The sequence below is a fragment of the Streptomyces sp. NBC_00554 genome (genome assembly GCF_041431135.1).
In the GTDB taxonomy this organism is placed as follows: Bacteria; Actinomycetota; Actinomycetes; order Streptomycetales; family Streptomycetaceae; genus Streptomyces.
Genome location: NZ_CP107799.1, coordinates 6250092 through 6269578, shown reverse-complemented (window position 1 = coordinate 6269578; position 19487 = coordinate 6250092). Strand labels below are relative to the sequence as shown.

The 19487-nt window shown below is 68.8% G+C and carries 22 protein-coding genes, 1 tRNA gene and 1 riboswitch; of the genes, 9 read left to right on the top strand and 14 right to left on the bottom strand.

Features of this window, described 5'->3' with window-relative positions:
* Positions 1-94 precede the first annotated feature (94 nt).
* Genes OG266_RS27640 through OG266_RS27625 form a run of 4 tightly spaced genes read right to left on the bottom strand, consistent with a single transcriptional unit; the run spans position 95 to position 3596 of the window.
* Positions 95-946, bottom strand: coding sequence for a DUF1707 domain-containing protein (locus OG266_RS27640; RefSeq protein WP_371548896.1), 852 nt, complete (start codon positions 944-946; stop codon positions 95-97).
* Positions 947-956: 10 nt separating this feature from the next.
* Complete coding sequence (locus OG266_RS27635) at positions 957-1922, bottom strand: ATP-binding cassette domain-containing protein (RefSeq protein WP_371548895.1); 966 nt, start codon at positions 1920-1922, stop codon at positions 957-959.
* Between the two features lie 5 nt (positions 1923-1927).
* Positions 1928-2779: an ABC transporter permease gene (locus tag OG266_RS27630; RefSeq protein ID WP_371552980.1), complete on the bottom strand. Its 852-nt coding sequence runs from the start codon at positions 2777-2779 to the stop codon at positions 1928-1930.
* A 16-nt stretch (positions 2780-2795) separates the two neighbouring features.
* Positions 2796-3596 carry an ABC transporter permease gene (locus tag OG266_RS27625; RefSeq protein ID WP_371548894.1) on the bottom strand — a complete coding sequence of 267 codons (801 nt, stop codon included), beginning with the start codon at positions 3594-3596 and terminating at the stop codon, positions 2796-2798.
* 203 nt (positions 3597-3799) lie between these two features.
* Between OG266_RS27625 and OG266_RS27620 the strand changes: the two genes are divergently transcribed.
* Positions 3800-6244, top strand: a complete 2445-nt coding sequence (locus tag OG266_RS27620; protein ID WP_371548893.1) for a transglycosylase domain-containing protein — start codon at positions 3800-3802, stop codon at positions 6242-6244.
* A gap of 35 nt (positions 6245-6279) precedes the next feature.
* Here OG266_RS27620 and bcp read toward each other — a convergent pair whose 3' ends face one another.
* On the bottom strand, positions 6280-6747 hold the full coding sequence (gene bcp / locus OG266_RS27615) for a thioredoxin-dependent thiol peroxidase (RefSeq protein WP_371548892.1): 468 nt from the start codon (positions 6745-6747) through the stop codon (positions 6280-6282).
* A gap of 142 nt (positions 6748-6889) precedes the next feature.
* Between bcp and OG266_RS27610 the strand changes: the two genes are divergently transcribed.
* The 3 genes from OG266_RS27610 to OG266_RS27600 all read left to right on the top strand — a co-directional run bounded on the left by OG266_RS27610 (position 6890) and on the right by OG266_RS27600 (position 8768).
* Positions 6890-7228, top strand: a complete 339-nt coding sequence (locus OG266_RS27610; protein ID WP_266461125.1) for a DUF3618 domain-containing protein — start codon at positions 6890-6892, stop codon at positions 7226-7228.
* A gap of 100 nt (positions 7229-7328) precedes the next feature.
* Positions 7329-7631 (top strand): co-chaperone GroES, encoded by a 303-nt coding sequence (locus tag OG266_RS27605; RefSeq protein WP_326790934.1) that lies wholly within the window; start codon positions 7329-7331, stop codon positions 7629-7631.
* A 231-nt stretch (positions 7632-7862) separates the two neighbouring features.
* Positions 7863-8768 carry a helix-turn-helix domain-containing protein gene (locus OG266_RS27600; RefSeq protein ID WP_371548891.1) on the top strand — a complete coding sequence of 302 codons (906 nt, stop codon included), beginning with the start codon at positions 7863-7865 and terminating at the stop codon, positions 8766-8768.
* Positions 8769-8865: 97 nt separating this feature from the next.
* On the opposite strand, the gene OG266_RS27595 is transcribed toward OG266_RS27600, so the two are convergent.
* Positions 8866-9699 (bottom strand): SAM-dependent methyltransferase, encoded by an 834-nt coding sequence (locus OG266_RS27595; protein WP_266461120.1) that lies wholly within the window; start codon positions 9697-9699, stop codon positions 8866-8868.
* A 174-nt stretch (positions 9700-9873) separates the two neighbouring features.
* Positions 9874-9950, top strand: a riboswitch (guanidine-III (ykkC-III) riboswitch).
* Between the two features lie 29 nt (positions 9951-9979).
* On the opposite strand from OG266_RS27595, the gene sugE reads away from it, so the two are divergent.
* Positions 9980-10300 carry a quaternary ammonium compound efflux SMR transporter SugE gene (gene sugE, locus OG266_RS27590; protein WP_329547372.1) on the top strand — a complete coding sequence of 107 codons (321 nt, stop codon included), beginning with the start codon at positions 9980-9982 and terminating at the stop codon, positions 10298-10300.
* Between the two features lie 30 nt (positions 10301-10330).
* Here sugE and OG266_RS27585 read toward each other — a convergent pair whose 3' ends face one another.
* Positions 10331-11050, bottom strand: coding sequence for a hypothetical protein (locus OG266_RS27585; protein ID WP_371548890.1), 720 nt, complete (start codon positions 11048-11050; stop codon positions 10331-10333).
* Positions 11051-11190: 140 nt separating this feature from the next.
* Between OG266_RS27585 and OG266_RS27580 the strand changes: the two genes are divergently transcribed.
* Positions 11191-11275: transfer RNA gene (locus OG266_RS27580), tRNA-Leu, on the top strand.
* A gap of 52 nt (positions 11276-11327) precedes the next feature.
* Here the strand turns inward: OG266_RS27580 and rdgB are convergent.
* The 4 genes from rdgB to OG266_RS27560 form a co-directional block, all read right to left on the bottom strand.
* Positions 11328-11930, bottom strand: a complete 603-nt coding sequence (rdgB, locus tag OG266_RS27575; protein ID WP_371548889.1) for an RdgB/HAM1 family non-canonical purine NTP pyrophosphatase — start codon at positions 11928-11930, stop codon at positions 11328-11330.
* Positions 11931-11963: 33 nt separating this feature from the next.
* Complete coding sequence (locus OG266_RS27570) at positions 11964-12356, bottom strand: hypothetical protein (RefSeq protein WP_329547368.1); 393 nt, start codon at positions 12354-12356, stop codon at positions 11964-11966.
* A 106-nt stretch (positions 12357-12462) separates the two neighbouring features.
* Positions 12463-13197, bottom strand: coding sequence for a ribonuclease PH (rph, locus tag OG266_RS27565; protein WP_266461104.1), 735 nt, complete (start codon positions 13195-13197; stop codon positions 12463-12465).
* Positions 13198-13294: 97 nt separating this feature from the next.
* Complete coding sequence (locus OG266_RS27560; protein WP_112449866.1) at positions 13295-13528, bottom strand: glucose PTS transporter subunit EIIB; 234 nt, start codon at positions 13526-13528, stop codon at positions 13295-13297.
* Between the two features lie 175 nt (positions 13529-13703).
* On the opposite strand from OG266_RS27560, the gene OG266_RS27555 reads away from it, so the two are divergent.
* Both OG266_RS27555 and OG266_RS27550 read left to right on the top strand, forming a co-directional pair.
* A complete protein-coding gene (locus OG266_RS27555) occupies positions 13704-14990 on the top strand; it encodes a PTS transporter subunit EIIC (RefSeq protein WP_371548888.1) in 1287 nt (428 codons plus the stop codon).
* 209 nt (positions 14991-15199) lie between these two features.
* On the top strand, positions 15200-16450 hold the full coding sequence (locus OG266_RS27550) for a PTS transporter subunit EIIC (RefSeq protein WP_371548887.1): 1251 nt from the start codon (positions 15200-15202) through the stop codon (positions 16448-16450).
* Positions 16451-16522: 72 nt separating this feature from the next.
* Here the strand turns inward: OG266_RS27550 and OG266_RS27545 are convergent, their stop codons facing one another.
* On the bottom strand, positions 16523-17275 hold the full coding sequence (locus tag OG266_RS27545) for an MBL fold metallo-hydrolase (protein ID WP_266461091.1): 753 nt from the start codon (positions 17273-17275) through the stop codon (positions 16523-16525).
* Between the two features lie 272 nt (positions 17276-17547).
* Between OG266_RS27545 and OG266_RS27540 the strand changes: the two genes are divergently transcribed.
* Positions 17548-18006, top strand: coding sequence for a type II toxin-antitoxin system PemK/MazF family toxin (locus OG266_RS27540; RefSeq protein WP_266461089.1), 459 nt, complete (start codon positions 17548-17550; stop codon positions 18004-18006).
* A gap of 156 nt (positions 18007-18162) precedes the next feature.
* On the opposite strand, the gene OG266_RS27535 is transcribed toward OG266_RS27540, so the two are convergent.
* Together OG266_RS27535 and OG266_RS27530 are read right to left on the bottom strand one after the other, a co-directional pair.
* Positions 18163-19113 carry a PLP-dependent cysteine synthase family protein gene (locus OG266_RS27535; RefSeq protein ID WP_266461087.1) on the bottom strand — a complete coding sequence of 317 codons (951 nt, stop codon included), beginning with the start codon at positions 19111-19113 and terminating at the stop codon, positions 18163-18165.
* Between the two features lie 22 nt (positions 19114-19135).
* A complete protein-coding gene (locus tag OG266_RS27530) occupies positions 19136-19414 on the bottom strand; it encodes a MoaD/ThiS family protein (RefSeq protein WP_266461084.1) in 279 nt (92 codons plus the stop codon).
* Positions 19415-19487 lie beyond the last annotated feature (73 nt).

Genomic DNA, 19487 nt, shown 5'->3' with positions numbered 1-19487 from the left:
AGCCGCACGAAGACACAGCCCCGCGCCCCTGAAGACCCCGGTCGACGTCAGTCAGTAGTCCCCGCGCCCCTAAAAGCCAGAACCCCGGCCCGCGTCAGTGGTCCCCGTGCCGTCGCCGGTGGCGCTCGTCGCGGCGTGCCTGGTGCCGTTCGCGGCGTTCCTCGTGGCGCTCGCGGCGTTCCTCGTGACGTTCGCGGACCAGGTCGTGGACGTCATCGAGCGCGTCGAGCATGTCGCCGCCGTCCCGTGCGGCGCCCAACTCCTTGCGGGCCTCTCGCCGTTCCAGCTTCTCCTGGCGGCGTTCCTCCTTCAGCCGTTGCCGCTCGGCGCGGGTCAGTTTGCGTTCCACGCCGACGCCGCCCCAGAAGGCGAAGCCCGTGACGATCACGCGCGGGGCGCCTGGCTCGCCCGGGACGCCCTCCTCGCGGTGGTCGAAGCCGCCCATGATGCCGATGCCGCGGACGACGACCTCGACGCCGGGCGGTACGACGACGTTCATGCCGCCCATGATCGCGACGCAGTTGACGACCACCTCGCGGTCCGCGAAGTACGCCTCGCGCAGGTCGATCTCGCCGCCGCCCCAGAACGCGAAGGAGTTGAACCGCTTGGGCATCGTCCAGCGCCCCTTGCGCTGGAAGCCCGCCATGATCGCGACGCCCCACGTGGACGAACCCTCGCCGCCGACGATCCGGTCCGCCCAGGCCCCGGTCCCGCCCTCGGCCGGCCCCTTGACCATGTTCACCACGGGCGGGGTGACACCCGGGGCGGGCAGATCGCGGGTGATCGGCGCCAACTCCCCGTACGTACGCGCCTTGTACGTCGCCTCCAGCCGCTCCTCGAACTCCTCCATGTCGAGGCGGCCCTCCGCGAGGGCGTCCCTCAGCACTTCGGAGACTCGCTCGCGGTCGGCGTCTGAAGCCCGGAGTTCGGGAAGGTCCTCGCTCATGGATGCCAGCCTACGAGACCGCCTTCTCCGCGTACATGCGGCTGATGACCGCCTCGATGTCCGGCTCCCGCACCGAGAGGTCCACCAGCGGATACTCCGCCGCGATCCGCGCCACGAGCGGAGCCGCCGACTGGGCGGCGGGGAACGCCAGCCACTGCCGCGGCCCCTCCACCTTCACCACCCGCGCCGACGCGATCTCGATCGGCGGCAGCTCCCGCTCCAGGTCCACCACCAGCGTCCGCTCGCTCTCCCCCACCTCGTGCAGCCCCGACAGCGCCCCGTCGTACATCAGCCGCCCGTGGTCGATGACCATCACCCGCTTGCACAACTGCTCGATGTCGGTGAGGTCGTGGGTGGTGAGCAGGACGGTCGTACCGCGTTCGGCGTTCAGGTCCCGCAGGAACTCCCGCACCCGCGCCTTGCTGATCACATCGAGGCCGATCGTCGGCTCGTCGAGATACAGCACCTCCGGATCGTGCAGCAGGGCCGCCGCGATGTCACCGCGCATCCGCTGCCCCAGGGAGAGTTGCCGCACGGGCACGTCCAACAGGGCGCCCAGCTCCAGGAGTTCGACACACCGGTCGAGGTTCTCCCGGTAACGGGCGTCCGGGATCCGGTACATGCGGTGCATCAGCCGGTACGAGTCGATCAGCGGAAGGTCCCACCACAGGGTCGTACGCTGCCCGAAGACGACCCCGATGCGCTGCGCGAGCCGCGTCCGCTCCCGGGACGGGTCGATGCCCGCGACCCGCAGCCGGCCGCCGCTCGGAGTGAGGATGCCGGTCAGCATCTTGATGGTGGTCGACTTGCCGGCACCGTTCGGGCCGATGTAGCCGACCATCTCGCCGCGCGGCACGGTGAAGGAGAGGGAGTCGACGGCCCGCACCTGCCTCCGCTCACTGCGCATGAACCCGGTCTTCTTGCGCACGTCGAAGACCTTCTCGACCCCTACGAGTTCAATGAAGTCACTGTCCACGTCGGTTAGCTCCCCGTGCTCCGGTACGAACGAAGTCCCGCCCGCCAGGCGAGCCCCGCCAGCGCGCAGCAGCCGGCGGCCACCAGCGGCGGCGTGAAGGCGACCCACGTCGGCAGGTCGAGCGGATAGGGCCGTCCCAGCACGTACAGCGCGGGCAGCCAGTTGACGAAGGCCAGCGGGAACACGAAGGTCACCCCGCGCACCAGGTCCTTGGCGAAGACGGTCGGCGGGTACTGCAGGAGCGTACTGCCGCCGTACGTAAAGGAGTTCTGCACCTCGGAGGCGTCCTGCGCCACGAACTGGAAGGCCGCGCCCGCCACGAACACGGCCGCGAAGATCGCGCCGCCGCTGACCAGCATCAGCGGGATCATCAGCACCTTGAGCGGCGTCCAGGAGATGTCGAGCACGACGAGGGCGTACCCGAGGACCAGCAGCCCCTGGGTGACCCGGCCGATGCGGCGCACCGCGAAGCGGTCGGCGGCGACCTGGGCGAGGACGGGCACGGGGCGCACGAGGAGCGTGTCGAGCGTGCCGTCGCGCACCCGCCGTCCCAGCCGGTCCATCGTGCCGAACGCCAGGTCCGCGAGCCCGAAGGCGGTGCCCCCGAGGCCGTACAGGAAGGCGACCTCGGGCAGCGAGTAGCCGCCGAGCCGGTCGACCTGCGAGAACATCAGCAGGATCGTGAGGAAGTCGAGGCCGGTCAGCACGAAGTTGCCGGCAAGGGTCATCACGAAGGAGGCGCGGTAGGCCATCGTGGAGCGGATCCACATCGCGGCGATCATGCGGTAGGCCCGCAGCCCGTCGCGCACGCGCTCGTACGCCCCCTGCCTGGGCGTGGGCCACCCGGTGTCCGGCACCCGCTCGTCGACCTGGCTAACCACCCTGGACCACCACCCTGCGCGTCGCCGCCGACTGGACGAGCCGCCCGGCCGCGAGCAGCGCGAGAGCCCAGCCGGTCTGGAAGGCGTACGTGCCCAGCGGATCGGCCGTGCCGAGGAGCACGTCCACAGGTGCCTGGATCAGCGACGACCACGGCAGTGCCCGTACGACCTCGCCGAGCACGCCCGGGAAGACGTTCAGCGGCAGCACCATCCCCGAGCAGAAGATCCCCAGGATCCACGCCATCTGCGCCACGCCCGCCCCGTCCATGAGCCAGAACGCGGACAGCGCCACCAGATAGCGGATCGAGAAGCTGACGACCACCCCGAGGGCGACCGCGACCAGGAACGCGATCCACGTCAACAGGTCCCCGGGCAGCGCGAGTTCGAAGAACAGCGCACCGAACACCAGCGGGACCACGCCGCGCCCCAGCAGTTGGAACAGCGCCCGGCCCATGTCCTGCGCCAGCCACCACAGTTGCAGATCGACGGGCCGGTACAGGTCGATCGCGATGTCCCCCGTACGGATGCGCTCGATCAACTCGTCCTCGAAACCGCCGCCCATCACCGACACCACCGTGAGCAGCGCCTGCCCCAGCCACACATAGGTGAGCGCCTGCGCCTGGTCGTAGCCGCCGAGGTGCGGTTTCTCGTCCCACAGCGCCATGAAGGTGTACGCCAGGATCAGCCCGAAGACGGTGTTGGTGAACAGGCCCGCCGCCGTGGCCACCCGATAGGTGGCGTACCGACGGAAAGCGCCGGCCGCGACGGCCGCGTACAGCCGTCCTGTGCCCACAAAGAGGCCCTCCCTCAGCGCGTCAAGGCCGAAGCGCAGGAGCCTAGCCCCCGGGTGACGCAGCCCGCCAGGCATTTTCCGGGCGCGACGCGTGCCGAGGTAAGGGAACGGAACGCATGGTGCGACAGTCTTCAAGAGGGGGCGCAACAGGCGTACGAGGGCGTACGGCAACGTACGACGCGAAACGGGAGTCCGGCGAACAAATGAGTGACGAGCCGCAGCCGCAGCAGAGCGACCAGGGCTGGGCGCCCAGGGAACCAGGACAGGGACCGGGACAGGGACCGGGACAGGGACCGGCGCCGATGGCACCCGGCGGGAAGCAGAAGAAGCAGAAGCGCAAGCGCACCGGCTGGCGGCGGATCATCCCGACCTGGCGCATGGTGCTCGGCACCTTCGTCACCGTGATCCTGCTTCTGATCGGCCTGTTCGCGCTCGGCTACTACCTGGTCAAGATCCCGCCCGCGAACGCCGCCGCGACCAAGCAGAGCAACGTCTACCTCTACGCGGACGGCTCCCAGCTCGCCCGCGACGGCGAGGTCAACCGCGAGAACGTGACGCTCGCGCAGATCTCCAAGGACGCCCAGCATGCGGTACTCGCCGCCGAGGACCGGGACTTCTACACCGAGTCGGCCGTCGACCCCAAGGCGATGATCCGCGCCGGGTGGAACACGGTCACCGGCAAGGGCAAGCAGTCCGGCTCGACGATCACCCAGCAGTACGTGAAGAACTACTACCTGGGCCAGGAGCAGACGGTCACCCGGAAGGTGAAGGAGTTCTTCATCTCCATCAAGCTCGACCGCGAGAAGAGCAAGGACGACATCCTCGAGGGCTACCTCAACACCAGTTACTTCGGCCGCAACGCGTACGGCATCCAGGCCGCCGCCCAGGCGTACTACGGTGTCGACGCCATCGACCTGACGGTGGGTCAAGGCGCTTACCTGGCCGCGCTGTTGAACGCGCCGAGCGAGTACGACGTGATCGCGCACCCGGAGAACAAGTCCGCGGCGGTGGCCCGCTGGAACTACGTACTCGACGGCATGGTCAAGAAGGAGTGGCTGAGCGCCTCGGACCGCGCCGCCGTCAAGTTCCCGGCGCCGAAGGAGGCCAAGGGCTCGGCGGGCATGTCGGGCCAGCGCGGCTACCTCGTCCAGGCCGTCAAGGACTACCTCACCACCAACAAGATCATCGACGAGGACACCCTCGCCACCGGCGGCTACCGCATCACCACCACCATCCAGAAGCCGAAGCAGGACGCCTTCATCGAGGCCGTCAACGACCAGGTGATGGACGACCTCGACAAGAAGAACCGCAAGGTCGACACCTACGTCCGCGCGGGCGGCGTCTCCATCGACCCGTCCAACGGCAAGGTCGTCGCGATGTACGGCGGCATCGACTACACCAAGCAGTACGTCAACAACGCCACCCGCCGCGACTACCAGGTCGGCTCCACCTTCAAGCCCTTCGTCTTCACCTCGGCCGTCCAGAACGACTCGGAGACGCAGGACGGCAGCACCATCACCCCGAACACGTTCTACGACGGCACCGACCGGCGCCCGGTGGAGGGCTGGGACGGCGGCACGTACGCACCCGAGAACGAGGACGGCGTCTCGTACGGCGACATCACGGTCCGCACCGCCACCGACAAGTCGGTGAACTCGGTGTACGCGCAGATGGCGGTAGACGTCGGCCCCGACAAGGTCAAGCAGACGGCGATCGACCTCGGTATCCCCTCGAACACCCCCGCCCTCACCGCCACCCCGTCCATCGCGCTCGGCCCGGCGCAGGCCAGCGTCCTCGACATGGCGGAGGCGTACGCCACCCTCGCGAACCACGGCAAGCACGGCACGTACACCCTCGTCGACAAGATCACCGACGGGGCGGAGGACGTACCGCTGCCCAAGCAGGAGACCAAGCAGGCGGTGACCCGCGAGGCCGCCGACACGACCACTTCCCTCCTCCAGAGCGTCGTCGACGGCGGCACCGGCACCGCCGCGCAGGAGGCCGACCGGCCGGCCGCGGGCAAGACCGGCACGGCAGAGGAGGACCAGGCGGCCTGGTTCGCCGGCTACACCCCCGACCTCGCGACCGTCGTCGCCGTCATGGGCCAGGACCCCGACACCGGCGCCCACAAATCCCTGTACGGCGCCCTCGGCCTGCCCCGCATCAACGGCGGCGGCCCCCCGGCCCAGATCTGGGCCCAGTTCACGAAGTCCGCCCTGGACGGCACCGAGGCGACCGACTTCGACCTCCAGCTCCAGCCGGGCGCGGAGGAGCCGGAGGTCCCGTCCTACGAGCCCCCCGCCGAGCCCACCGACACCGGCGGCCAGGACAACGGCGGCACCACGACAGGCGGCTCCGAGACCCCGGGCCAGACCGAAGGCCAGACGAACGGCCAGACCCAGGGCCAGACGGACGGCGGCACCACCACGGACGGCGGCACCACGACCACCGGCGGCACCACCGACGGCGGGACCACCACCGATGGCGGCACCACCGACGGCGGCACGACCACCACCGGCGGCACCACGGACGGCACCACGACCACCACGGGCGGAACGACGGACGGCGGCACGGACACCGGGGGGACGGACGCGGGGACGATCGCGGGGGCGGGTCCGCTGAACCGCCCCGCGTCAAGAAAGCCCTGACCCCTCGGCGCCGGGCCGCTCGAGTGGCTCGGCGCTCAGATCCCCAGATCCTTGATGATCTTCGCGACGTGGCCCGTCGCCTTCACGTTGTAGAAGGCGTGCTCGATCTTGCCCTCCTCGTCCACGACGAGGGTGGAGCGGATGACGCCGACGTACGTCTTGCCGTAGTTCTTCTTCTCGCCGTAGGCGCCGTACGACTCGATGACCTTGGTGGACGGGTCGCCGACCAGGGTGACCTTCAGGTTCTCCTTCTCACGGAACTTGGCGAGCTTCTCGGGCTTGTCCGGGGAGACACCGATGACGTCGTAGCCGGCGGCCGCCAGGACGTCGAGGTTGTCGGTGAAGTCGCAGGCCTGCTTCGTGCAGCCGGGGGTCATGGCGTTCGGGTAGAAGTAGACGATGACCTTGCGGCCCTTGTGGTCGGCGAGGGAGACCTCGTTGCCGTCGGCGTCGGGCAGGGTGAAGGCGGGGGCGGTGTCGCCGGGCTGGAGTCGCTCACTCATCGGTACCTCACGTGGCCGGGGGGTGGATGCGGGTTACGGAACTACGGAACGAGCGTAATGGGGGTGCCGAGGGGTGCGTCGCCGCCCGAGCTGACAGACTGTCGGAAGTAAAGGGCCAGAACACGACCACGGAGGCAGCGCGGTGCCGGACACGTCGGACACGTCGGATACCAGGACTCCGGCGCAGATCGAGGCGGACATCAAGCGCCGCCGCGAAACCCTCGCCGAGACGCTCGACGAGATCGGTGTGCGCGTGCACCCGAAGACGATCGTCGGGGACGCCAAGGCCAAGGTCGCCTCCAACATCGATCACACGCTCGGGCGCGCGTACGTCGGCGTCAACCGGGTCGTCAGCGATGTGAAGGGGCAGTTCGTCACCGAGGAGGGCGCACCGCGGCTCGAGCGCGTCGTGCCGGTGGCCCTGGTCGTGGCCGGAATCGTCGGGCTGCTCGTCGTCGGCTCGCGTCGGCGCAAGCGCTGACCCGACGGCGTACGGACCGCTCGAAGGCAGGTAGGTTCGGGGCGTGAGCGCCAACCGGGACAAGCAGAGCACCCACCACGACGACAAGTTGCCCATCCGCATGCTGCACGATCGCGTGCTGGTGCGGCAGGACGCCGCCGAGGGCGAGCGGCGTTCCGGCGGCGGCATCCTGATCCCCGCGACAGCGGCCGTCGGCCGCCGCCTCGCCTGGGCCGACGTCGTGGCGGTCGGACAGAACGTACGGACTGTGGAACCTGGCGACCGCGTCCTCTACGACCCCGAGGACCGCGCCGAGGTCGAGGTGCGCGGGACCGCGTACGTGCTGATGCGCGAGCGGGATCTGCACGCCGTGGCCGCGGACCGTTTCGAGGGATCAGAGGACTCGACCGGCCTGTACCTGTAGTGCGCGGGCCCTGCGTGGGCTGTGTGTGAGTTGTGCGTGGGCCGTCGGCTCGAATCCGCCGGAGGGCTCCGGAAGAAACCGCATGTCAGACATCTGACCTGCGGTTTCTCTGTGCCCCTTGTGACCTTGGGAAGTGGGAAACGGGGTTCCCCTTGGACTCGGTCAACTAGGATGACAAGCCGCAGCGTTCGGGGGCGGGCAGAGCTGCGTCCACCGCCAGGGAGCATGCCCATGGACGCCGAAGAAGCCGTGCGTACACCCACCGTCAGCCGCGTCCTGGACGACCGGTCGGCGGGGCCGGCAGTGCCGCGCATGGTGCTGGGGGCACGGCTTCGCCGGCTGCGGGAGCATCAGAACATCTCCCGTGAGGTCGCGGGCGAGGCCATCCGCGCCTCCCAGTCGAAGATCAGCCGACTGGAGTGGGGCCGCCACGGCTTCAAAATGCGCGACGTGGCCGACCTGCTCACTCTCTACGGAGTCACGGACGAGGCCGAGCGCGCCACCCTGCTGGCCCTGGCCGAGCAGTCCAACACCTCCGGCTGGTGGCAGCCGTACAACGACGTGGTGCCCGCCTGGATGCAGGCCTACCTCGGGGCCGAACAGGCGGCGAGTGTCATCCGCTGCTTCGAGCCCCAGGCCGTTCCGGACCTCCTGCAGACCCCCGACTACGCCCGCGCCGCCATCCGGCTCACCCACCCGGGCGCCGACCTGGAGGAGACCGACCGGCGGGTCACCTTACGGATGAAGCGCCGGCAGACCCTGCACCGGCAGCGAGGGCCCCAGCTGTGGGCCGTGATCGACGAGGCGGCACTCCGTCGCCCGGTGGGCGGCGCCGGCACGATGCGCGCCCAGCTCCGGCATCTCCTGGAGATCTGCCAACTCCCGCACGTCACCGTCCAGATCATGTCGTTCCTCGCCGGCGGCCACGCCGCGGCCCGCGGTCCGGTGACCATCGTCCGCCTGCCCGGCGGCCAGCTGCCCGACATGGTCTACCTCGAACAGCTCGCGAGCGCCCTCTATCCCGACAAGCCGGCCGAGATCGAGTACTACTGGGATGTCATGAACCGCCTGGTCGTCGCGGCCGAGTCACCGGACGCGACTCGAACGATCCTCCAGCGCATCCTCCGGGAAACCTGAGTCGTCGCGCCCGGCCAACGGCGCGCGCCCGGCATCCGCCGCGTCAGCGGCGGACGCCGAGTGGGCCGAGAGGCACCCCGCCTGTTGCCGGCGGGATTCAGCGCTTGAGGGCCACACCGCCGTACTGATGCACCTCCGCGGGGAGCCCCAGGGCCTCGGTGTCGGGGCGCCAACGCGAGCACGAAGCCACGCCCGGTTCGAGCAGCTCCAGACCGTCGAAGTAGCGCGCGATCTGCTCGGGGCTGCGGAGGATGTACGGGATCGAGCCGCCCTCGTTGTACTGCTGGATGGCGTTCACGTAGTCGTCGCTGGTGTCGGTGCTGTCGTACTGCACGAGGTAGCTGCCCGAGGGCAGCGCGTCCACCAGCTGCCGCACGATCGCGCGGGCCTCGTCATGGTCCTCGATGTGGCCCAGGATGCCCATCAGCATGAGCGCGACGGGCTGGTCGAAGTCCAGCGTCTTCGCGGCTTCCCGCACGATCGTGTCCGGGTCGCGCAGATCGGCGTCGACGTAGTTGGTGACGCCTTCAGGGGTACTGACGAGCAGCGCACGGGCGTGTGCCAGCACCAGGGGGTCGTTGTCGACGTAGACGATCCGGGAATCGGGGGCCACCCGCTGGGCGATCTGGTGGGTGTTGTCCACGTTGGGCAGTCCGGTGCCTATGTCGAGGAACTGGCGGATCCCCTCCTCGGCGGCCAGATGACGGACGGCGCGGGCGAGGAAGTAACGGGCGGCGCGGGCGCCGGTCTCGATGCCCGGGAAGATCTCGCGGAACGCGTCACCGGCGATGCGGTCGACCTCGTAGTTGTCCTTCCCTCCCAGCCAGTAGTTCCAGATCCGGGCCGACTGCGGCACCGTGGTGTCGATCTTGGAGAGCGCCTCCTGGTCGGAGATCTCGGGCTTCTCGGAGTTCGCTGATTCGTCAGTCATGGACACTCCTGTGTGTACGTCTGTCACGTCTGTGTACGTAGTGGTCCCCGGGGCTGGGATCAAGTAAATCCCAATGGCGGCAACGGAGTTGAACGGGTGGTGATTTGCAGGCCACCGGGGCCCGCTGCGCACCACAGGAGCTGGTGACCATCGTCACCAGCCCCTTTTGCCGGTGATTTGCTACCTTTGAAGAACCCCGACGAGACGCGCCGTACCGGGACCGGTAAAGACACCAGCAAAGACGACGCACCCCTGTTGTTCCATCACGGAGGTGCCTCTCATGGCCTGGGTTCTGCTGCTCGTCGCCGGTCTGCTCGAAGTCGGCTGGTCGATCGGGATGAAGTACACGGACGGTTTCACGCGGCTGGTGCCGAGCGTCCTCACCGGCGCGGGCATCGTCGCGAGCATGCTGCTGCTGTCGTACGCCGCGAAGTCCCTGCCCATCGGAACCGCCTACGGCGTGTGGGTCGGGATCGGTGCGGCCGGGGCGGCGGTGCTGGGCATGGTCGTACTCGGTGAGCCGGCTACCGCCGCCCGGATCTTCTTCGTGTGCCTGCTGCTGGTGGCCGTGGTGGGGCTGAAGGTGACGTCGGGGCACTGACCTCCTCCGGGCTTGCCCACGGCCGACTCGTCACGAAGGCCGGTTGATCCAGTCGCCGGGGAGCAGTTCGCGTACGGCGTCCAGGGCGGGCGCAGTCCGGCCCAGGGCCCACAGCCAGTCGCCGGCGTCCACGCGGAGCAGGACGTCGGGTGACGCGAACCAGCGGACGGTGCCTCCCTCGACAGCCCACGCCGGATAGTCAGGCAGAGCCAGACGCTCGAATCCCCGTGGTGCCTCGAGGATTTCAGGTTCCTCGACAGGGCGATTGTCCGCGCGCGTCCCGTCGTATGCGACGAGCGACTCGGACAGCACCATCTCGATGCAGGCGAGCGAGAACCGGTCGAGGAAACCCGACCAGTCACGTGCGTTGGAGTCCGTGCGGCGGAAGACCACGGGCGGGTCGTCCGTCTCCAGGTCCTCCCGCCGGACGGCCCACTCGGCGACCGACTGGTTCTCCCGTCGGAACACCAGAGCACCGTCCTCGACACGCAGCCGCTCCAAGGAGAGCAACTGGTCCTGGACACCGGTCAGGTCCGTACGTTTCCCCAGCAGCCCGTACGCATCCCACAGTGCGATCGGCAGCGGCGTGCCCAGCCGCCACTCTGTATCGGTCAGCTCCTCGAACGAGCAGCCGTCGCCGGCACCGATCGGCTCACGCCAGTGCCGGACGAAGCCCTCGATGAACCGCCGGACGCCCGCCTCATCCACAACAGCCGCCAGTTCCGCACCGACGTCGAACTCCACCGTCATGCACCGAACGCTAGCCGCCGCCCCCCTTCCGGTCCTGAAATACGGAGTGGGTGCAGGGGAGGCAGTCGAAGCCGGGAAACGGCGTGACATAAACCCCCGCGCACCGGGAGCCGCCCGCCCGGTACGATGACAGGCGTCTAGCGGCGGTGGCGCAACAGGCGACGCAGCAGACTTAGGATCTGTGGCCCGTGAAACGGCTTGAGGGTTCGAATCCCTTCCGCCGCACAGTAAACGGCCTGCGAATCGAAGGATTCGCAGGCCGTACCCGTATCCGCCTTCAGCCCAGCAACTCCCGGACCACCGGCACCAACCCCCTGAACGCCTTCCCCCGATGGCTGATCGCGTTCTTCTCCTCGGCCGACAGCTCCGCGCAGGTCCGTGTCTCCCCCTCCGGCTGGAGGATCGGGTCGTACCCGAACCCGTTCGTGCCGACGGGCGCGTGCCGGAGTGAACCCCGCAGCTGGCCCTCGACCACCCGCTCCGTGCCGTCCGGCAGGGCGAGGGCCGCCGCGCAGGCGAAGTGGGCGCCGCGGTGCTCGTCGGAGATGTCGCCGAGCTGGGCCAGGAGGAGGTTCAGGTTGGCGGCGTCGTCGCCGTGGCGGCCCGCCCAGCGGGCGGAGAAGATGCCGGGGGCGCCGCCCAGGACGTCGACACAGAGGCCGGAGTCGTCGGCGACGGCCGGGAGGCCCGTGGCCTGAGCCAGGGCGTGGGCCTTCAACAGGGCGTTCTCGGCGAAGGTGACGCCGGTTTCCTTGACGTCGGGGATGTCGGGGTAGGCGTCCGCGCCGACGAGGTCGTGAGTGAGACCTGCGTCGGCGAGGATCGCCTTCAGCTCGGTGAGTTTTCCGGCGTTGCGGGTGGCGAGGATCAGGCGGGTCATGCCCATCAGTATCCCCAAGCCCCCGCGTGACGGTTACGGCGTGCAGACCTTCGTCAGTTCGCCGGCCGCGTCGGTGACCGGGCTGATGTCGGGTGTCTCGTCGCCGTTCTCGATGGCCGTACGGACGTTGCCGACGGCCTTGTTGAGGTCGTCGACCGCCTTGTTGACGTCGGCGTTGTCGGTCTTGTCGCCGATCTCGTCGAGGTTCTTGTCGATCGCGTCGAGGGACTCTGCGGTCTGCGTCGGGTCGTTCGCCGCGTTCTCGACGGCCTGCTGGAGGTCGGTGACGCTGTCGGCGATGGCGTCGGCGGTCTGGACGCAGTCCAGGGCCTTGTTGACGGCGTCGCAGCCGGTGGCCGCCGGTATGGCGACGAGTGCGGCGATGACGGCGAATGCGGCGGTGCGGCGACGGTGGCGCGCGGCCATGGAACAGTCCCTCCCCGTGGGCATGATGGATGCGCTCGACCCCGTGTCGGGGTCGGCTGGGGCGCACGGCTGGACCGTACGCCCGTACCTCTTAGAACGCGAAGGGTTAAGGCGTGGTTGCCTCAAGTGCCGCGCGCTGTACGGCCGCGAGCTCGTCGCAGCCCGCGACCGCGAGGTCGAGCAGGGCGTTGAGTTCCTTGCGGTCGAAGGGCTCTGCCTCGGCGGTGCCCTGGACCTCGACGAAGCGGCCGTCGCCGGTGCAGACGACGTTCATGTCGGTGTCGGCCCGCACGTCCTCTTCGTAGCAGAGGTCGAGGAGCGGGACTCCGCCGACGATGCCGACGGAGACGGCGGACACGGTGCCGGTGAGCGGCTGGCGGCCGGCCTTGACGAGCTTCTTGCCCTGGGCCCAGGTGATGGCGTCGGCGAGGGCGACGTACGCGCCGGTGATCGCCGCGGTGCGGGTGCCGCCGTCGGCCTGGAGGACGTCGCAGTCGAGGACGATGGTGTTCTCGCCGAGCGCCTTGTAGTCGATGACGGCGCGCAGGGAGCGGCCGATGAGGCGGGAGATCTCGTGGGTGCGGCCGCCGATCTTGCCGCGGACTGATTCGCGGTCGCCGCGGGTGTTGGTGGCGCGCGGGAGCATCGAGTATTCGGCGGTGACCCAGCCCTCGCCGCTGCCCTTGCGCCAGCGCGGGACGCCTTCGGTGACGGAGGCCGTGCAGAAGACCTTGGTGTCGCCGAAGGAGACGAGGACGGAGCCCTCGGCGTGCTTGCTCCAGCCACGCTGGATGGTGATGGGGCGCAGCTGTTCGGGGGTGCGGCCGTCGATTCGAGACATGGCGATGAGCCTAGCCGTATACGGGTGAGGGGCTGCCGCCGGTTTACGGAAGCAGCCCCTCAGGGGTGAGCCGCGGGGGCTCACAAATCGTGGTGGTTCACATCATGTCTTCGATGTCCGCCGCGATCGGGTCGGCGTCGGTGCCGATGACGACCTGGATGGCGGTGCCCATCTTGACGACGCCGTGGGCGCCGGCGGCCTTCAGGGCGGCTTCGTCGACCTTGCTCGGGTCGATGACCTCGGTGCGGAGGCGGGTGATGCAGCCTTCGACCTCTTCGATGTTCTCGATGCCGCCGAGCCCGGCGACGATCTTCTCAGCCTTGGTGGCCATGTCCTACTCCCTGATCCGAACCGCTTTTTCGCAGTAACCCACAGTTGGCCCATCTTCGCGAGCGGTCATGTCGTGGGTACCGAATCATGGCGTTCACGACAGCGCGACCGTTCGCAGACTGGTCTACACCAGTTGACGAACGGGCGCCAAACCCGGTTCCGTCCGGAGGACGCCGATGAGTGCCAGCAGCGCCGCCGTACCCGCGCGCACCCGCTGGAACAACCTGTTCCAGGGTTTGCAGAAGATGGGCCGCAGTCTCCAACTCCCCATCGCCGTACTGCCGGCCGCTGGCATTCTCAACCGACTGGGCCAGCCGGATGTGTTCGGCGCCGACGGCCTCGGCTGGACGAACGTGTCCAAGGTGATGGCGGGTGCGGGTGGCGCGCTGCTCGACGGGTCGCTCGGGCTGCCGATGCTGTTCTGCGTGGGTGTGGCCATCGGGATGGCGAAGAAGTCGGACGGGTCGACGGCGCTGGCGGCGGTGGTGGGGTTCCTCGTCTACTTCAATGTGATGCGCCAGTTCCCGGTGGACTGCCCGGGCGGGACGGTCGAGGCCGCTACGGGGTGTCAGGCGGCGGACGGAACGGTGGGGGCGTTCACGTATCAGAATCCGGGGGTCTTCGGCGGCATCGTGGTGGGGCTGATGGCCGCGTACTTCTGGCAGCGTTTCCACCGTACGAAGCTGGTCGACTGGCTCGGCTTCTTCAACGGCCGCCGCCTCGTCCCGATCATCATGTCGTTCGTCGCGATCGCGTTCGCCGCGCTGTGTCTGTGGGTGTGGCCGCCGATCGGTGACGGTCTGGAGAACTTCAGCGACTGGCTGGTCGGGCTCGGCGCCTGGGGTGCGGGTGTGTTCGGTATCGCCAACCGCGCGCTGCTGGTGATCGGTCTGCATCAGTTCCTGAACGTGCCCATCTGGTTCCAGTTCGGCAGTTACACCAAGCCGGACGGGACGATCGTGCACGGTGACATCAACATGTTCCTGGCGGGTGACCCGAACGCGGGCCAGTTCACTTCGGGCTTCTTCCCGATCATGATGTTCGCGCTGCCGGCCGCCTGTCTGGCGATGACGCACTGCGCAAAGCCCCATCGCCGCAAGGAGGTTGGCGGTCTGATGCTCTCGGTCGCACTGACCTCGTTCGTCACGGGTATCACCGAGCCGATCGAGTACTCGTTCCTGTTCATCGCGCCGCTGCTGTACGCGGTGCACGCGGTGCTCACGGGTGTGTCGATGGCGGTGACCTGGGGGCTGGGGGTCCATGACGGCTTCAGCTTCTCGGCCGGTCTGATCGACTACGTCATCAACTGGAACCTGGCGACGAAACCCTGGGCGATCATCCCGATCGGGTTGTGTTTCGCCGTCGTGTACTACGCGATCTTCCGCTTCGCGATCACCAAGTTCGACCTGAAGACCCCGGGCCGTGAGCCGGACGACGAGCGCGAGGACGTCACGAAAGCGTAGCGGCCGACGCTCGAAGGGCCCCCGGACCTGCTGGTCCGGGGGCCCTTCGTCATGATTCGAAATTGGCGGGTTCCTTATCTCACCTTCACCGTGCTAAAACAGGTCTACACCACTTAATGGTGTAGACCACGTGGACGCTGCCCACCCTTTTTCTTCACCCCTGCTTCCCCCTTCCCGTCCCCCCGGCAGCTCCGGTACATGGAGGAACTATGAGCACCGCCACCACATCGGCGGCCCCCGCAAAGAAGCGGGGATCCGGTCTGTTCCAGGGCCTGCAGAAGGTCGGCCGCAGCCTGCAGCTGCCGATCGCCGTGCTGCCGGCGGCGGGCATCCTGCTCCGTCTCGGCCAGCCCGACGTGTTCGGCGCCGAGGGACTCGGCTGGGACAAGGTTGCGTTGGTGTTCGCCACCGCCGGTGACGCGGTCTTCGCCAACCTGCCGCTGCTGTTCTGCGTAGGCATCGCCATCGGCTTCGCCAAGAAGTCCGACGGCTCCACCGCCCTCGCGGCGCTGGTCGGTTTCCTGGTCTACAAGAACGTACTCACCGCGTTCCCGATCACCGACGCCAAGGTCCAGGACGGCGCGGACCTCGCCGCGACGTACAACGACCCCAAGGTCCTCGGCGGCATCGTGATGGGCCTGATAGCCGCCGTCACCTGGCAGCGGTTCCACCGCACCAAGCTGCCCGACTGGCTCGGCTTCTTCAACGGCCGTCGCCTCGTCCCGATCCTGATGGCCTTCATCGGCACCGCCGTCGGCGTCTTCTTCGGCCTCGTCTGGGAGCCCGTCGGCGACGTCATCACCAACTTCGGCGAGTGGATGACCGGCCTCGGTTCCTTCGGCGCCGCCCTGTTCGGTCTGATCAACCGCGCGCTGCTCCCGGTCGGCATGCACCAGTTCGTGAACACCGTCGCCTGGCAGGAGATCGGCACCTACACGGACTCCGCCGGTGCCGTCTGGCACGGTGACCTGCCGCGCTTCTTCCACGGCGACCCGACCGCCGGTCAGTTCATGACCGGCTTCTACCCCATCATGATGTTCGCGCTCCCGGCCGCCGCCCTCGCGATCACGCACTCCGCCCGCCCCGAGCGCCGCAAGGCCGTCGGCGGCATGATGGTCTCTCTCGCGCTGACCTCGTTCGTCACCGGCATCACCGAGCCGATCGAGTTCTCGTTCATGTTCATCGCGCCGGTCCTGTACGCGATCCACGCGATCCTGACCGCCCTCTCGATGGCCATCACCTGGGCCCTGGGCGTGCACCACGGCTTCAGCTTCTCCGCCGGTGCCATCGACTACTTCCTGAACTGGAACCTCGCCACCAAGCCATGGCTGATCATCCCGATCGGCCTCGTCTTCGCGGCGATCTACTACGTGACCTTCCGCTTCGCGATCACCAAGTGGAACCTCCCCACCCCGGGCCGCGAGCCCCAGGAGGAGGTCGAGGACCTCACCAAGGCGTGAGCCTCGCTCGTACGGCATGACGAAGGCCCCGGAACCCATTGGGTTCCGGGGCCTTCCTCGTTACCGCCGGCTCTAGATCTCGTACGACGCCCTCGGCGCCGCCAGTTCCAGCGGACCGTCGTACACCTCGCGTGCGTCCGCCAGGTTGATCTGGGGGTCCGTCCACGGCGGGATGTGGGTGAGGAGGAGACGGCGGGCGCCGGCGCGGGTGGCGGTTTCGCCTGCCTCGCGGCCGTTGAGATGGAGGTCGGGGATGTTCTCCTTGCCGTGCGTGAACGCGGCCTCGCAGAGGAACAGGTCGGTGTCACGGGCGAGTTCGTCGAGAGACTCGCTCACTCCCGTGTCCCCGGAGTAGGTCAGGGAACGTCCACCGTGCTCCACGCGGATGCCGTACGCCTCCACCGGGTGGCGCACCCGCTCCGTGTGCAGGGTGAACGGGCCGACCTCGAACGTGCCCGGCTTGACCGTGTGGAAGTCGAACACCTCGCTCATCGACGAGGCGCTGGGGGTGTCCGCGTACGCGGTGGTCAGGCGGTGCTCCGTGCCCTCGGGTCCGTAGACCGGGATCGGGTCGGCGCGGCCGCCGTCGTGGCGGTAGTAGCGCGCGACGAAGTACGCGCACATGTCGATGCAGTGGTCGGCGTGCAGATGGCTGAGGAAGATCGCGTCGAGGTCGTAAAGACCGCAGTGGCGCTGCAGCTCGCCAAGGGCACCGTTGCCCATGTCGAGAAGCAGCCGGAAGCCGTCGGCCTCTACGAGGTAGCTCGAACAGGCCGATTCCGCGGACGGGAACGACCCCGAGCAGCCGACGACGGTGAGCTTCATAGAGCTGGAACCTCCGCGCTGACAGGAAGTGCAGAGAGTAGATGCGGTGAGCAGATACTCAGCGCAGACACTCGGAGCAGGTACGGGAAACGGGGGTCGTGCGGTCCGTCGAGCGTAAGGCGCAAAAGGGCCGGTCGCTCCTCCGCCAGGGGCCGTTGTGGGCGAACTCACCTGTGCTGTCACCGGTTCGGATGGACCTGGGGCGGGGTCCGGGCGGGCGGCTCCGGCCGGGCGGGGGGCGGGTGGCGGTACGCACCGGTACCTTCATTGGTATGGACACGTCCTGGTGGCTCGCGCTGGCGGCTGTGGTGCTGCTCGCGTTGGTCGCCACGCTTGTGGACGGGTGGGGGCGGGGGCATCGGGCGGCGCGGCGTACGCGGCCGCCCGGGCGGCCGCCGCGTGGGCCTCGGCGGCGGGTGCCTCGGCCGCGGGCGGCGGAGATCTGGTGGGCGAGCGTTCCCTACGAGGACGGGCCCGGGGGCAAGGACCGGCCCTGTCTCGTGCTGGGTGTGCGGGGCGATGTGGTGACCGTCGCGAAGATCACCAGCAAGTATCACGACGAGCGGGCCGGGGTGATTCCGTTGCCGCCGGGGGCGGTCGGGGACGCCCAGGGGCGGGCGAGCTTTCTTGAGACGGATGAGCTGCGGGAGGTGCCTGTGTGGGACTTCCGGCGGCGGGTGGGGGTGGTGGATCCGGTGCTGTGGGATCAGGTGCGGTATCTAGCGGGCTGAGGGTTGGGGTTTTTCGCCCCCTCCGCCCCTTCCCGTCCCGTTCCTGGGGGCTCCGCCCCCAGACCCCCGTATCGCGCTGACGCGCTCGTCCTCAAACGCCGGACGGGCTGAAACCGGCCGGCGGGGGCGAAGAACCCACCCCCGCCCGCTACACCCCTACGCCCACAACTGCCCCTGCAACGTCTCGATCGCTTCCTCCGTCGTCGCGGCCGTGTAGACCCCCGTCGACAGGTACTTCCAGCCCCCGTCGGCGACGACGAACACGATGTCGGCGGACTCGCCCGCGGCGAGGGCCTTCTTGCCGACGCCGATCGCGGCGTGCAGCGCGGCGCCGGTGGAGACGCCCGCGAAGATGCCCTCTTGCTGGAGCAGCTCGCGGGTGCGGGTGACCGCGTCGGCGGAGCCGACGGAGAAGCGGGTGGTGAGGACGGACGCGTCGTACAGCTCGGGTACGAAGCCCTCGTCCAGGTTGCGAAGGCCGTACACGAGGTCGTCGTAGCGCGGCTCGGCGGCGACGATCTTCACGTCGGGCTTGTGCTCACGCAGGAAGCGGCCGACGCCCATCAGGGTGCCGGTGGTGCCGAGCCCGGCCACGAAGTGGGTGACGGAGGGGAGGTCGGCGAGGATCTCAGGCCCGGTGGTCGCGTAGTGGGCGCCCGCGTTGTCCGGGTTGCCGTACTGGTAGAGCATCACCCAGTCCGGGTGCTCCGCGGCGAGCTCCTTGGCGACGCGGACGGCGGTGTTGGACCCGCCGGCCGCGGCGGAGGGGATGATCTCCGCGCCCCACATGCCCAGCAGGTCCCGCCGCTCCTGCGAGGTGTTCTCGGGCATGACGCAGACCATGCGGTAGCCCTTGAGCTTCGCCGCCATGGCCAGCGAGATCCCCGTGTTGCCGGACGTCGGCTCCAGGATCGTGCAGCCGGGCGTCAACCGGCCGTCCTTCTCCGCCTGTTCGACCATGTGCAGCGCGGGCCGGTCCTTGACCGAGCCGGTGGGGTTGCGGTCCTCCAGCTTGGCCCAGATACGCACGTCCAGGGACGGCGAGAGCCGCGGCAGGCGCACCAGAGGGGTGTTGCCCACCGCGGCGAGCGGGGAGTCGTAGCGCATCAGAGATCAGAGCCCGATCAGATCAGACCATGCCGCCGGCCACGGCCGGCAGGATCGTCACGTTGTCGCCGTCGGTCAGCTTGGTGTTGATGCCGTCGAGGAAGCGGACGTCCTCGTCGTTGAGGTAGACGTTGACGAAGCGGCGCAGTTCGCCGCCGTCCACGATGCGGGCCTGGATGCCCGTGTGCCGGGTTTCGAGGTCGGCGAACAGCTCGGCGAGGGTCTCCCCGCCGCCCTCGACGGCCTTCTGGCCGTCGGTGTAGGTGCGGAGGATGGTGGGGATGCGGACCTCGATGGCCATGGTTGCGGGCTCCTGTCGGGAGGAAAGTCAGGTCGGTGGGCGCGCGGCAGCGCGGTGGAGAAAGGTGTACGCC

Coding starts and splice junctions, on each gene's coding strand:
- sugE (WP_329547372.1), top strand. CDS start 9,980: ATGGCCTGGGTTCTGCTGCTCGTCGCCGGTCTGCTCGAAGTCGGCTGG.
- OG266_RS27640 (WP_371548896.1), bottom strand. CDS start 946: ATGAGCGAGGACCTTCCCGAACTCCGGGCTTCAGACGCCGACCGCGAG.
- OG266_RS27535 (WP_266461087.1), bottom strand. CDS start 19,113: ATGCGCTACGACTCCCCGCTCGCCGCGGTGGGCAACACCCCTCTGGTG.
- OG266_RS27585 (WP_371548890.1), bottom strand. CDS start 11,050: ATGACGGTGGAGTTCGACGTCGGTGCGGAACTGGCGGCTGTTGTGGAT.
- OG266_RS27550 (WP_371548887.1), top strand. CDS start 15,200: ATGAGCACCGCCACCACATCGGCGGCCCCCGCAAAGAAGCGGGGATCC.
- OG266_RS27545 (WP_266461091.1), bottom strand. CDS start 17,275: ATGAAGCTCACCGTCGTCGGCTGCTCGGGGTCGTTCCCGTCCGCGGAA.
- rph (WP_266461104.1), bottom strand. CDS start 13,197: ATGTCTCGAATCGACGGCCGCACCCCCGAACAGCTGCGCCCCATCACC.
- OG266_RS27560 (WP_112449866.1), bottom strand. CDS start 13,528: ATGGCCACCAAGGCTGAGAAGATCGTCGCCGGGCTCGGCGGCATCGAG.
- OG266_RS27595 (WP_266461120.1), bottom strand. CDS start 9,699: ATGACTGACGAATCAGCGAACTCCGAGAAGCCCGAGATCTCCGACCAG.
- OG266_RS27620 (WP_371548893.1), top strand. CDS start 3,800: ATGAGTGACGAGCCGCAGCCGCAGCAGAGCGACCAGGGCTGGGCGCCC.
- OG266_RS27605 (WP_326790934.1), top strand. CDS start 7,329: ATGCTGCACGATCGCGTGCTGGTGCGGCAGGACGCCGCCGAGGGCGAG.
- bcp (WP_371548892.1), bottom strand. CDS start 6,747: ATGAGTGAGCGACTCCAGCCCGGCGACACCGCCCCCGCCTTCACCCTG.
- OG266_RS27570 (WP_329547368.1), bottom strand. CDS start 12,356: ATGGCCGCGCGCCACCGTCGCCGCACCGCCGCATTCGCCGTCATCGCC.
- OG266_RS27530 (WP_266461084.1), bottom strand. CDS start 19,414: ATGGCCATCGAGGTCCGCATCCCCACCATCCTCCGCACCTACACCGAC.
- OG266_RS27540 (WP_266461089.1), top strand. CDS start 17,548: ATGGACACGTCCTGGTGGCTCGCGCTGGCGGCTGTGGTGCTGCTCGCG.
- rdgB (WP_371548889.1), bottom strand. CDS start 11,930: ATGACCCGCCTGATCCTCGCCACCCGCAACGCCGGAAAACTCACCGAG.
- OG266_RS27555 (WP_371548888.1), top strand. CDS start 13,704: ATGAGTGCCAGCAGCGCCGCCGTACCCGCGCGCACCCGCTGGAACAAC.
- OG266_RS27600 (WP_371548891.1), top strand. CDS start 7,863: ATGGACGCCGAAGAAGCCGTGCGTACACCCACCGTCAGCCGCGTCCTG.